The sequence below is a fragment of the Intestinibaculum porci genome (assembly GCF_003925875.1).
GTDB classification, from domain to species: Bacteria; Bacillota_I; Bacilli_A; order Erysipelotrichales; family Coprobacillaceae; genus Intestinibaculum; species Intestinibaculum porci.
In genome coordinates, this window is record NZ_AP019309.1 from 3,051,486 (window position 1) to 3,063,465 (window position 11,980).

Here is an 11,980-nt window from a genome sequence, read left to right on the forward strand (position 1 = left end):
ATCTAAATTATTCAATAATACTGTTTGTTGCTTTTTAACAGCATTAACATCTTGAACTCGCATTTTCTTATAAGTCATTTTATAACGGTTTGTATACTCACCATCATAAACACCTTTTACAACACGTGATGTCAGCAATGATCCTTTGTATGTATTCTTTGCCGAAAAGACATCTGGACCTACAGCTGTGGCTAAATCAAATTCAACGCCTTTAGTAACATTCCCATGAGCATCATAGCTATAATATGAATTGTATAGCCAGAAAAAGAAACCATAAGCTGTCCCTTCCGGTTATAAAGATACTGTGCATCACCGGTGAAAGGCTCATCCTGTCCAAATGAATAAAGGGTCCCTTTCGCGGATTTTCTGTATTTATTATCCTTATCCGTATAGTGAATACTCTTATTGTATGCACATTTCACTTCGTGTTGTTAACAATTTAGTGACTTGGTATGATTTTTAGTTGATAGCGCACAATTTAATATCTCTCTACGAGTCATAAATTCCATTAACTTTATTTTTACAGATCAAATATACTATTGCTAAACTTAAATATACTTTCTTTACTGAGTTGGCGAATGTAGAAATATTGCTGATGCTGTCTCAGCATCCCTAAAAGCTTTGTAACTTTCTCGCTGATATTGAGTTTTCTGAAATTATATTGGATCATAAATAACGAGTTATATCTATTTATATACTTTGTAGATATATTTCTATAATAGATGATTTCTGATTCAATAAATGAATGAAGTCCATTTACAGTATTCAAATGATCAGTTTTTGTATACTCATCGAGTTTTAGATGCTTTACGCCGCAATTTCGTTTTTTCAGACTCCAGTCATAAATATTGATACCATCTATAAAGCAGTAGCTTTCTTTATCAATATGCTGACAAAATTCATAGCCATTCACGTCAGTAGGTCGACCGGTATTATAGGTGTGAATAAATGTATTTCCGCCTCGGGAAACTACGGTCATAATACATACTAGAATATCAGTTATGCCTGGTTTCGGTGCTATTGATCCATGTTTTCGAGGATCAACGCCTTCCAGCTTGGTCCCTTTATGACTCGCCAGGATGTACTTCTCATCTATTTCAGCTACATCACCTACAGAATCATTAGCTAGGATCATTTCAATGAAATGAAGTAGCTTATGACGCATTCTAAATACAGTTACATAATGCACACCGATTTTGAATGCAGTTTCGCGTAAAGCTAAACCGTTGAGTGTATCTTTAAGAACAATTTTCCACTTTGAAAGGCTCTGATGTGAATAGAAAGTTAATTGACCGGTATCCGCTACAAAGCGTTTATTACAGCTTTTACATCTATACATTTGCTTGCCACTTTTTGTGTGTCCTGCTTTGATCATTTTAGGATGTTTTTCAGGACATTTTGGGCAATGCTCTATGATAGGTGTAGACGCAGTTTCATTAGCTTCAATATACTCCTCAACCATATCAAGAATCTGTTCAATTTGAAATTGATCTAGTTTAATATTAGATAAGTTAGCAGCAATGTTTTGAATTTCCATATTAATACCTCCAGGTACTATATATTTTAGCAAATATACATATATCCTGATGTTCAATACATCGCTTGAAAGGGATAAATACGGAGCTTATATGTGAAAGTCACTTATTTGTTAACAACACGTTTCACTTTTTTCTTATTAATGGTGCGCACACGCCCACCAGTATAGGTCATTTTATAATTTGGGCCATGATTGAGAGCGGTAATAGCAGTGAGTTTCCCTTTATGATATACAAACCTGTTTCCATCATATTTTGATACTAAACCATCTTTATTATAAGTGACCGTATTCTTTCCAATCTTGGTGACAACATTCACCATCTTTCCTTTGGCTTGCACACTTGTAGGAGCAAGCATCATTAACGTTAACGTAGTAACTAATAACTTTTTCATAAACGTCCTCCATTCATCATCGTTTTACATGCAATAAGTAAATTAAACCCTAGTCCTTTTGATTTAGAAAATGTATGCAAGAGAATCTCCATTATTCAGCAATAATAAACGCTGCTGTTTTTTAACAGTATTGACATCTTTGACACGTATTTTCTTATAAGTGATTTTATCATGGTTAGTGTATTCACTATCATAAACCCCTTTGACAACACGAGAAACTAAAACCGAGCCTTTATAAGTATTCTTCGATGTAAAAACATTTGGACCAACACCAGTTGTTAAATCAAGTTCAGATCCCTTAACCATATACCCTTTAGCGTCATAACGATAATAAGAATCGGTAAAGGCAAGACGAGAAACCAAGAGCTGTCCCTTCTTATTAAAGAGGTAAGCAGCGTCCTGTCCAAACGTTTTACTTTGACCAAAAGTGTAAAGTGTCCCTTTAGGTGACGTTCTGCTCTTCATATTCTCATCATAGTATTTCATACTCTTATAAGCGACTTTCACCTTATGTTTATTGACAGTATCCACACGGCCATTGCGATAAGTAATATGGAAAGTCCCTTCAATGTTTGTTAGACTTGAAATTTTACCATTCTTATATTTGATATCAATATTTCCATTTCCGGTAAGTAAGCCATCTTTATTATAAGTGACAGTATTCTTTCCAATCTTGGTGACAACATTCACCATTTTTCCTTGAGCTTGCACACTCGTTGGGGCAAGCATCATGAATGTTAATGTAGCGGCTAATAACTTTTTCATAACTTTATCCTCCATACTTCTTATTGTACGCTTACCTGTAATAAGAACAAAGGAAATTCAAAGAAGCGTTAAAAAACGTATTGCCTGATGACAATACGTTAAGCTGTTTCTTTAACAGGTTGTGGTTTTAATTTAGTAATGACTAAGCCCAGCAAACCGCCAATAAAAGCAAAGAGGATCCAGCCAAAGCCGTAGTTATAAAGCGGGAATTCTTTGACAATTGGTAATAGTTTAAAGCTATCCTGTAACATTACTAAAAAGCCGCCCACAAGGGCACCTAAGGCTGCACCTTGATAGATAAGCTGTGCTTTGACAAACTTCGAAGCTAATAACAGTAATAAGATGACAATGATCGGTGGTACGATCACGGTTAAGATTGGTGATGCAAACTTAATAATACGCGTTAAACCTAAGTTACAGATGATAAAGTTAATAACCGTAATCAGAATAATGGCTTTACTGTATTTGATTTTACCATGAGATAACTCATCGATATAAGAAGCGGTTGCGCCAAATAAACCAACACAAGTGGTTAAGCAGGCACAAGCGGTAATTAAGCCAAGCAATCGCACCCCAAAACTGCCAAGTAACTGACTGGTAATAGCTACTAATAAAGCGGCCTGAGAAACATCTTTTAAACCAGGTACCCCTAAGGCAGCACCGATATAAGCAAGACCGGCATAGATCGCCGCTAAAATCAGACCGGCGATGAAACAGGTCCCAGCCGCTGCTTTTAAACGTTCTTTTCTCGTATGTAACCCCATATTAGCAAAGTTCTGCCCAAGGATTAAAGAGAAACCAGCAGCGGTGATAATATCCATTGCCTGATAACCAGTTTGGATACTTAAAGGCATAATCTGACTAGTAAGAGGCTGATGTATCTTTCCATCTGGACTCATGATTCCAATAACAATCAACACAAGAATACTAATGGTGAGAATTGGTGTTAAGAAACGTCCAATGACATCAACCAAGCTTGTTTGTCTTCTCGTTAAGAGATAAACCACTGCAAAGAAGACAATGGAGAAGGCCCATAATGGAATATGGGAATTGATCGGTTTCACTAACATTTCATAAGTTGTGGCAGCGGTACGTGGCGCCGCAATAAAGATCCCGGTTAAGAAGATTGCAGCACTGTTTAAAAGCATTCCAGCTTTCTTTCCTACTGCATTGGAGATAGCTTCTGGACCATCACCAGCATAAAATAATGCATAAATACCAAGACAGCTCATCACAACTTCAATACTGATAAAGCCAAGTAAGGCTAAAGGCCATAAACGGCCACTCATTAAGCCTAAATAAGGCGGAAAAATCAGGTTCCCAGCGCCAAAGAACATAGCGAATAAAGCTAGACCTGAAACTAATAAATCTTTCTTTTTCATATAAACATTCCTATCTTAAAAACTAGGCTCTATTATGGCAATAATAGATGATAAATGCAATATAAAAGCGCAATAAAACAATTCTTTCTAAGGTTAATAAATTACTTGTACGCATTAATGACAATGTTTTTACATTATCACTCTTTTTTAAATGTCATCTAATTTCATTGAAATGAAATTTTGAGATAACTATAATAAACTTATAATTCTCAAATGATATTAAAACAAATTTAATACATAATAATGAACTTACACTTTTCATAGTCTTCATCTCACCACTTATATTAAGTTTACATTCATGATTCGTTGAGAAAGGAGTCCTCTCATGCAATATAGCGATAAACCTATGCTTGATACCTACAGTCAAATAGAACATTTAAAAAGTAATGGCATCACCTTTAATGTCTGCTCTGAAGAGCGGGCTTATCATTATCTCAGGTATAATAGTAATTATTTTAAAGTGACGGCATTCAGAAAGAATTACAATAAGTATCGAGGCGGCATTAACGATGGCAAATATATTGATCTTGATTTTGCCTATTTATGTGATCTTGCCAGTATTGATATGCATTTGCGTTACTTATCAATTCAACTTACCTTGGATATTGAACATTATGCCAAGCTTAAGATTTTACGTCTTATGGAAGATCATAATGAAGATGGTTATCAAATCTATATTGATTTTATGAATTCATTAAATGAAGTACAAAAGAAACGATTAGAAAATGAAATCACCAGGTCCAAAAACTCTCATTATTCTCAAAATCTTTTTGAAAAGTATTATCCTGATTTCCCTATTTGGGTACTTCTTGAACTGATTCCTTTTGGTCGACTTATTTCCTTATACCAATTTTGTGCCAAGCGATATAATGATAAAAATATGATGCAAGAATCCTATATGTTAATGACATGTAAAGCTTTAAGAAATGCCTCCGCCCATAGCAGCTGTATCCTCAATGATTTACACTCACACACAATAATTCATCAAAAAGGTAAACCGAATCAAAAAGTTATGCATGAAATTTCTAAAGCAAATAATATTTCTAGGGCTGCTAAAAACAAACGTATGTCTAATGAAAGAATAAGTCAATTCGTAACATTACTCTATACTTTTAACAAAATCGTAACAAGTGAAGGTGCAAAACAAAAAGCTAAAGAACTATTACTGCAGTTTGATAAACGAATGATGAAAAATATTACGTATTACAACACCAATGAACTTATTAAAGCAAATTTTGAGTTTTTACATCAAATCATTCTCTATTATTTGTAGAGCACTAAATAGCGTTTCGTGTGATTATTGAGTAAATACTATTTTAAATTCAAATTAAAATAGTGGCGAATAAAAAAATGAGGAAAATGAGAAATTTTAAATATTACATTGACAAGCGTCTTTAATATAGTTATTATATGGTTGTCGTTCAAAACGAGTAATCGTTTTATAAGGGCCGGACTAATACCCTGGCTCTAATTTTTTATAAGCAGGAAGATTTTCTTTCTGCTTTTTTAGTTTGTGAAAATAGAGAACATCTATATCGTATTTTTGTTAGGATGGAAATGAGGTGAGAATATGAAAGCTGTAATCTTTGATATGGATGGATTAATGATTGATAGTGAGCGTGTCACTTTTGAAAGCTATCAGGAAGTGATGGCACCAATGGGTTATACCATGGATGAAACATTTTATAAAACGTTATTAGGGAAACCTGTCCCTAATGTTAAGAAATGTTTCTATGATCAATATGGACAGGATTTCCCTTTTGATGAGGTATTAAAGAAAACCCATGAAACAATCAATAATAAATTTGAAAAGAAAGGTGTGCCACTTAAACCAGGATTAATAGAATTATTAGAGTATTTAAAGGCGCATCATTATTCAACGATCGTTGCGACATCTAGTGATCGTCAACGTGTTGATCACATTTTTGACTTAGCCCATTTACATCAGTATTTTGATGATTCTATTTGTGGTGATGAAGTCACGCATGGTAAACCAGATCCTGAGATCTTTTTAAAGGCCTGTGAGAAATTACATGTAGCGCCTAGCGATGCTTTTGTTTTAGAAGATAGTGAAGCGGGTTTACAGGCTGCTCACAGCGGTCATATTCACGTTATCTGTGTACCAGATATGAAATATCCAGAAGAAAAATATGCATCAATGGCGACAGCTATTGTTCCAAGTTTAAAAGAAGTGATTGAGGTTTTAGAAAAATGAAAGCTGTCATTTTCGATATGGATGGGTTAATGATTGATAGTGAACGATTAGCCTTAAAGTGTTACCAGAAAGTCTTAGGGACAATGGGTTTAACAATGAGTGAAGACTTTTACAAAGGGGTTCTGGGTTTACCTGATCGTGATGTCAAAACAGTATTTCTTAAAGAATATGGTGATGACTTTCCTTTTGATGATGTCTTAGAAAAGATATTTGCGAAGATGAGAGAAGAAATCGATACACATGGTGTTCCTCTTAAAAAAGGTTTAATCCCCTTACTTACATACTTACAGGACCATCATTATAAAACCATAGTAGCAACCTCTTCACCAAGAGCCTGGATGCAGCATCTTCTTGAAAAAGATGTCCTCCCTTATATGACTGATAGCATTTGTGTTGAAGAAGTGACCAAAGGAAAACCTGACCCTGAAATGTTTTTAAAAGCCTGTGAAAAGTTAAATGTACATCCAGCAGACGCCTTGGTCTTAGAAGATAGTGAAGCAGGGATTTGCGCCGCCTATAATGCCCATATTCCCGTAATTGGCATTCCTGATTTAAAAGTCCCTGGCAAACGTTATCAAGCGATGACTGCTTATATGGTGTCATCGTTAAACGATGTCATCGCCCTTATAGAATCAAAAAAAGTGTGATTTTTTAAGTCACACTTTTTATCGTTTTAAACGTTTTTCAAATTTAAATGGTTTATTAACCACTTCATGACAATGACGGCATCTTGGTTCATAAGCTTCCTTAGCGCCAACTAAGACAACAGGATCATCAAAAGAAGCTGGTTTGCCATTAATAATTCTTTGTGTGCGCGTAGCTGGTGCACCGCATTTTGCACAAACAGCTGTCAGTTTTGTCACAAATTCAGCTCTTGTTAATAAATCTGGTAAAACCCCAAAAGGTTCGCCACGGAAGTCTTTATCTAACCCCGCACACATCACACGTAAGCCGCTATCAGCTAAGTATTCTGCAATATCGATGACATCTTCATCGAAGAACTGGACTTCATCAATCGCTACAACATCGGTATCTTCTTTAATATAGTCTAAGATTTTCTTTGAACTATCAACCACAATACAAGGCACATGTGCCCCGGCATGAGAAACGATTTCGGTTTCTGAATAACGATTATCAATCTTTGGCTTAAAGACTAAGATATTCTTCTTAGCGAATGTTAAAACGTTAATACGACGAATGAGTTCTTCTGTTTTTCCGGCAAACATACAGCCACAAATGACTTCTAGCCATCCTTCACGATATTGATTGTACATTGTATTTATTACCCCTTTTCAACCTTAGTTATTATACAGGAGTTTAAAGACTTGCTCAACCTAAATCAAAGACAAAGGCGCGATCATAAGCACTATGTAAAGCTTCACGAATTTGTCCTGGATGATCTGTATCACCTAAAAGAATAACCTGATCAAAGACTTTTTCAAAGTCTTCTAAAGCCTCTCTCTTTGGTTTGACACCCATCGCTAAAACAACAGTATCCGCTTCAAAAGCGACATCTTCATCACCATGCTTTGTATAAACCTGATGATCTTCAATATGGGTTAAACGATGTTCTGTTTTAATAGTAATCCCCATATCATGCATTTCTTTAAGTAAGACACCACGATAAGATGCATATAATGTGGTACCTACCTGATTGGCCATTTCAATAACCGTTACCTGATTATCTTTAGCTAAAGTTTCCGCGGTTTCTAAGCCGGTGACACCACCGCCAATAATAACAATCTTCTGATCATGTAAATCATGTTCACCCTTTAAAACAGATTCAGCCGTAATAGCCTGATCAATACCTGGTAAGTTTGGAACAATTGGCTGTCCGCCAATCGCCATAAAGATTGCTTCAAAGCCGGCTTCTTTTAAATCTTCAGGGGTTGCCTTTGTGTTATAAACAACCTGGACACCCGCTTCTTCGACCTGAGCCGCCATCGTTTCCACAAATTCTCCTAATAATTCCTTATGTGGCGGAATGGCCGCTAAATTCATCGTCCCGCCCAGTTTATCTGTCGCTTCAAATAAAGTGACATCAAACTGTCTCTTCGCTAAAACAATGGCGGCTTCCATCCCTGCTGGGCCGCCGCCTAAAACAGCCACTTTTCGATGCTGACCGGTTTTATGTAAATGATCCCAATGGTATTCTCTTCCTAATAATGGATTTAAAGTACATTCTACTGGTCTTAAGGTATTTAAGATACGGAAACACTCCAGGCAGCCAATACATTTACGGATATATAAGTCTTGTCCTTTCTGCGCTTTTGTGCCCCATTCTGCATCCGCTAAAAAGCCACGGCCAATGCCGACAAAGTCACAGACATCTTCTTCTAATAAGCTTTCCGCAAATGCGGGATGCTTAATTGTATTCACGGCAATAACTGGAATCGATACATTGGCTTTAATCTGTCTGGCTAAATCTGCTTTCCAGCCTTCCTTTAACATCGCTGGTTCGACAATCGTATAGCCTGATTCATAGGTCCCGCAGCTGACATTTAAAGCCTGAATGCCTAAAGACTCTAAGTATTTGGCAATCTTAATGCCTTCTGCCTGATCAATACCATCAGAAATATATTCAGCCCCATCCATACGTACACTAATAGGATAAGTAGGACCACAGGTAGCTTGAATGCCTTTGATGATTTCTGTAATCATACGCATTCGTCCTAAGAAATCCCCGCCATAGCGATCAGTACGTTTATTGGTATGGGGAGACATGAACTGATCTAATAAATAGCCATGGGCGGCATGTAATTCCACGCCATCAATACCAGCTGCTTTGGCCACATATGCACCAAAGACAAACTTCTTCACTAATCCTTCTACTTCTTCGGTTGTTAAGGCACGTGGCTTTTCTCCAATCACTGAACACGTTACATCGCTTGCAGAGACAATCTGTTTGCCATGTAATAAACGTGATGGCGTCTGATTCCCTGGATGATGTAACTGTACAAAGATCTTTGTATTATACGCATGAACAGCTTCTGCTAAACGTGTTAACTGAGGGATATGCTTCAAATCCGTTACTGATAACTGATTTGGTGTACCAATCCCCGTTTCATCGTCAATACGGGTAATCTCCGTAATAATGAGACCAGCCCCTCCTTTCGCCCTTTTCGCATAATAAGTGATCATTTCCTGAGATGCTTCACCGGTTGATGAGGCTAATGAACATCCCATGGCCGGCATGACAATACGATTCTTTAATTCCAATCGTCCAATCTTGCCCTTTTCAAACAATTTTGTATAACTCATAATGATAGTCCTCCTAAAATGATTATAACCGCTTACATTAAAAGAAGCAAAGAAAAACACTAAGGACTAGCCTTAGTGCTTCTGATGCAGCGATCTCACAAATAAGAAGACCAGCACTGCGAAGGAACAAACCACCGCAATAACATAAGGAATAATAACTGTTGGATCGGATGTTTTCACACCTTTTGTTCCCGTATTATTATGACCATTTTTACTTGCTGATGTGGTCTTATCTCCATTACTTCCCGTTTTGGAGCCATTGACATCATCACTTGATCCTTCAGTACTACGATCATTGTCGTTGCCGTTTTTATGGTCTTTTGAACCATCAGCGCCGTTTTCTGATGTAGAACTCTTTTGATTCTTGTTTTTGCCGTTGTTATTGGTCTTCTTATTCGTCTTTTTCTTTTCTGTTGTCGTTTTCTTGTTATTAACAGGTGTTTCTTTCTTTGGTGTTTCCTCTTTATTTGAAGGAGGGGTAACAGGAGTTTCCTGATTTTCTTTTTTGGTATTCGCAAACACCACTTCCGCATCTTTATCTGCCGATCCATCTTTAAACAATGTGACAATAGAATAGAGACCACCATCTTTATAACCAATAAATACAGTCAAATGATAAAGCGTCGTATCATACGTTGTATCTTGATCACTGCCAGCAGTCTGTTTAATGGTATATTTCCATGTACCCGTCTTCGTATAGGATAATACAACATTATCTTTACCTTGAATGGTCACAGGATTCTCATTGGGCATAGGAGCCGAAGAATCTTCAGATGACAATGTAACCTGACCTGTGGTCTGTGATCCATTTGTTGTTATTTGTATAGGAATCCCAATCTTCGTTTCATTTTGGGCATGAACACTTGGGGATAACAATAACATGAAGACGAGAAACAAACTGAAATAAATACGTTTTTTCATTTCTTTTCCTCCATATGTCCAAATAATATAACACGATCTTCCGTATCCGGATACTTACATGTACTTAAAGCAATAAGCTTACCATCAGGATGACTTGGTTTCATATAGATCTTAGCTTTAGAAGCAATATAATTCTCTAATGAAGAAACATTCGTTGTTGTAGGTGAGAAGATCGCCATGTTAGTGGCAGAATCTTCTAATAACGCATAGAACTGAATCTTGTATTTCTTATTAGACTTTGTAATAATTGTGCCCTGACGGTGCTTCATGAAGTAATCTTTTTTCAGGTAGGAATCTAATGCACCAAACATGGCCCCTTCCTCCATATGATGCCCATACACTAAGGAATAGCGATCAGTGAAGTTCGGGTTATTACGATAATCTAAGAAAATACTCCCTGATAATGAATATTCTCCATAAGGGTCCATATTCAGATATTCTGAGTTATCTTTCCCTTGCATAATCGGATAATCAATCTTTGTATCCTTAACAGAAAGCCAGGCAACACAGTCTTTCGACAGTTTCCCCAGTTTATTGCTGTCATCATCCCAGTCAGGACGGAATGCTAAAAGAGAACGATCATTCGCATGATAATACACATGAATGGTATCTATTAAAGCATACGTACAAATCAGAAAACAGATCACACAAATAATAATAACAACTTTATCAAAGATCTTTTCTACACGTTTACAGCCATTATATAACTTGATATCCATTAGAAACCACGTCTCCGAATAGTTAACAATACCGGTCCATGGACATCGCTTTTAGCGATCGCTCCATAAGTACGGCTATCATTCATATCACTACGATAATCATTAAGAATAAAGAAATGACCGCTAGGAACTGTATAAGGATATTTGATTTTAGAATCTGCTTTTGATGTCTTATAGAAGATTTCTTCCGCTGGCTGTACTCCATTAATTAACAGTTTCCCATTTCCATTAATAGAAACAACCTGTCCTTCTGTAGCAATAATTCTGCCTACCTTCTTTGATCCATCATGTTTATAAATAACAGGTGTTTCCACATCACTATGTGCTAATCTGTTAGTAATAACCAATTCTCCATCTCTAATCGCTGGATACATGTTATTCCCATACTGAATCTTAATATCCAAAACAAACGTAAATAACAGAATCACCGCTAAAATATACATTCCAATCTTAATAGCAAGATCTCTTAAAGCTTTCTTACCATTAACATTCTTTTCTTCGGTCATATCAATACTCCTATCATAAGCATTAGGAATGCCTAAAGCATTCCTAATGTATTGTACTACTGTTTAACAGCTTTACGTACTTTCAAGATTACAAATGCAGCAATTGCGACTGCACCAATAGCGAATGGAGCTACTGCAAAGATAACACCAGTAGGAACAGTACCTTTCTTTGTATTAACAATTACAGAAGTTGTATTCTGTTCAACACTATCATCCGTAATTGTAAAATTAGTAGCAGTTGGTGTTGTAGCCGGGTCACCCACTGATTTCACTGTATTACTA

14 protein-coding genes are annotated in these 11,980 nt (G+C 36.4%); 3 read left to right on the top strand and 11 right to left on the bottom strand.

Translation table 11 applies throughout. From position 1 onward, the window contains the following. Positions 1-191: 191 nt before the first annotated feature. The 5 genes from SG0102_RS15320 to brnQ all read right to left on the bottom strand — a co-directional run bounded on the left by SG0102_RS15320 (position 192) and on the right by brnQ (position 4,076). On the bottom strand, positions 192-422 hold the full coding sequence (locus SG0102_RS15320; RefSeq protein WP_148668870.1) for a hypothetical protein: 231 nt from the start codon (positions 420-422) through the stop codon (positions 192-194). A 98-nt stretch (positions 423-520) separates the two neighbouring features. Further along, positions 521-1,537, bottom strand: coding sequence for an IS1595 family transposase (locus tag SG0102_RS14580; RefSeq protein WP_125118233.1), 1,017 nt, complete (start codon positions 1,535-1,537; stop codon positions 521-523). 104 nt (positions 1,538-1,641) lie between these two features. Then, positions 1,642-1,929, bottom strand: coding sequence for a hypothetical protein (locus SG0102_RS14585; protein WP_125120611.1), 288 nt, complete (start codon positions 1,927-1,929; stop codon positions 1,642-1,644). 63 nt (positions 1,930-1,992) lie between these two features. Then, entirely contained in the window at positions 1,993-2,694 is a 702-nt protein-coding gene (locus SG0102_RS14590) for a hypothetical protein (protein WP_125120612.1), read from the bottom strand. A 98-nt stretch (positions 2,695-2,792) separates the two neighbouring features. Then, a complete protein-coding gene (gene brnQ, locus SG0102_RS14595) occupies positions 2,793-4,076 on the bottom strand; it encodes a branched-chain amino acid transport system II carrier protein (RefSeq protein ID WP_125120613.1) in 1,284 nt (427 codons plus the stop codon). Positions 4,077-4,401: 325 nt separating this feature from the next. On the opposite strand from brnQ, the gene SG0102_RS14600 reads away from it, so the two are divergent. The 3 genes from SG0102_RS14600 to SG0102_RS14610 all read left to right on the top strand — a co-directional run bounded on the left by SG0102_RS14600 (position 4,402) and on the right by SG0102_RS14610 (position 6,938). Beyond that, the gene (locus SG0102_RS14600; RefSeq protein WP_125120614.1) at positions 4,402-5,349 is read left to right on the top strand and encodes an Abi family protein; all 948 of its coding nucleotides are present in this window, start codon (positions 4,402-4,404) and stop codon (positions 5,347-5,349) included. A gap of 297 nt (positions 5,350-5,646) precedes the next feature. Beyond that, positions 5,647-6,291 (top strand): HAD family hydrolase, encoded by a 645-nt coding sequence (locus SG0102_RS14605; RefSeq protein ID WP_125120615.1) that lies wholly within the window; start codon positions 5,647-5,649, stop codon positions 6,289-6,291. Then, the gene (locus SG0102_RS14610) at positions 6,288-6,938 is read left to right on the top strand and encodes an HAD family hydrolase (RefSeq protein ID WP_125120616.1); all 651 of its coding nucleotides are present in this window, start codon (positions 6,288-6,290) and stop codon (positions 6,936-6,938) included. Before SG0102_RS14605 ends, SG0102_RS14610 begins: the two co-directional genes overlap by 4 nt. A gap of 18 nt (positions 6,939-6,956) precedes the next feature. Here the strand turns inward: SG0102_RS14610 and SG0102_RS14615 are convergent, their stop codons facing one another. The 6 genes from SG0102_RS14615 to SG0102_RS15325 all read right to left on the bottom strand — a co-directional run bounded on the left by SG0102_RS14615 (position 6,957) and on the right by SG0102_RS15325 (position 11,970). Beyond that, positions 6,957-7,565 carry a thymidine kinase gene (locus SG0102_RS14615; RefSeq protein ID WP_125120617.1) on the bottom strand — a complete coding sequence of 203 codons (609 nt, stop codon included), beginning with the start codon at positions 7,563-7,565 and terminating at the stop codon, positions 6,957-6,959. A gap of 55 nt (positions 7,566-7,620) precedes the next feature. After that, positions 7,621-9,552: an NAD(P)/FAD-dependent oxidoreductase gene (locus tag SG0102_RS14620; RefSeq protein WP_179951177.1), complete on the bottom strand. Its 1,932-nt coding sequence runs from the start codon at positions 9,550-9,552 to the stop codon at positions 7,621-7,623. Between the two features lie 72 nt (positions 9,553-9,624). After that, positions 9,625-10,473 carry a hypothetical protein gene (locus SG0102_RS14625; protein ID WP_125120618.1) on the bottom strand — a complete coding sequence of 283 codons (849 nt, stop codon included), beginning with the start codon at positions 10,471-10,473 and terminating at the stop codon, positions 9,625-9,627. Continuing rightward, a complete protein-coding gene (srtB, locus tag SG0102_RS14630) occupies positions 10,470-11,192 on the bottom strand; it encodes a class B sortase (protein WP_125120619.1) in 723 nt (240 codons plus the stop codon). Before srtB ends, SG0102_RS14625 begins: the two co-directional genes overlap by 4 nt. Further along, positions 11,192-11,698, bottom strand: a complete 507-nt coding sequence (gene lepB / locus SG0102_RS14635; protein WP_125120620.1) for a signal peptidase I — start codon at positions 11,696-11,698, stop codon at positions 11,192-11,194. Before lepB ends, srtB begins: the two co-directional genes overlap by 1 nt. A 56-nt stretch (positions 11,699-11,754) precedes the next feature. Beyond that, positions 11,755-11,970: a hypothetical protein gene (locus tag SG0102_RS15325; protein ID WP_148668871.1), complete on the bottom strand. Its 216-nt coding sequence runs from the start codon at positions 11,968-11,970 to the stop codon at positions 11,755-11,757. Positions 11,971-11,980: the final 10 nt, after the last annotated feature.

Excerpts from the sequence above, each read along its gene's own strand:
- SG0102_RS14580 (WP_125118233.1), bottom strand. The coding sequence starts at position 1,537 with ATGGAAATTCAAAACATTGCTGCTAACTTATCTAATATTAAACTAGAT.
- SG0102_RS14585 (WP_125120611.1), bottom strand. The coding sequence starts at position 1,929 with ATGAAAAAGTTATTAGTTACTACGTTAACGTTAATGATGCTTGCTCCT.
- SG0102_RS14590 (WP_125120612.1), bottom strand. The coding sequence starts at position 2,694 with ATGAAAAAGTTATTAGCCGCTACATTAACATTCATGATGCTTGCCCCA.
- brnQ (WP_125120613.1), bottom strand. The coding sequence starts at position 4,076 with ATGAAAAAGAAAGATTTATTAGTTTCAGGTCTAGCTTTATTCGCTATG.
- SG0102_RS14600 (WP_125120614.1), top strand. The coding sequence starts at position 4,402 with ATGCAATATAGCGATAAACCTATGCTTGATACCTACAGTCAAATAGAA.
- SG0102_RS14605 (WP_125120615.1), top strand. The coding sequence starts at position 5,647 with ATGAAAGCTGTAATCTTTGATATGGATGGATTAATGATTGATAGTGAG.
- SG0102_RS14610 (WP_125120616.1), top strand. The coding sequence starts at position 6,288 with ATGAAAGCTGTCATTTTCGATATGGATGGGTTAATGATTGATAGTGAA.
- SG0102_RS14615 (WP_125120617.1), bottom strand. The coding sequence starts at position 7,565 with ATGTACAATCAATATCGTGAAGGATGGCTAGAAGTCATTTGTGGCTGT.
- SG0102_RS14620 (WP_179951177.1), bottom strand. The coding sequence starts at position 9,552 with ATGAGTTATACAAAATTGTTTGAAAAGGGCAAGATTGGACGATTGGAA.
- SG0102_RS14625 (WP_125120618.1), bottom strand. The coding sequence starts at position 10,473 with ATGAAAAAACGTATTTATTTCAGTTTGTTTCTCGTCTTCATGTTATTG.
- srtB (WP_125120619.1), bottom strand. The coding sequence starts at position 11,192 with ATGGATATCAAGTTATATAATGGCTGTAAACGTGTAGAAAAGATCTTT.
- lepB (WP_125120620.1), bottom strand. The coding sequence starts at position 11,698 with ATGACCGAAGAAAAGAATGTTAATGGTAAGAAAGCTTTAAGAGATCTT.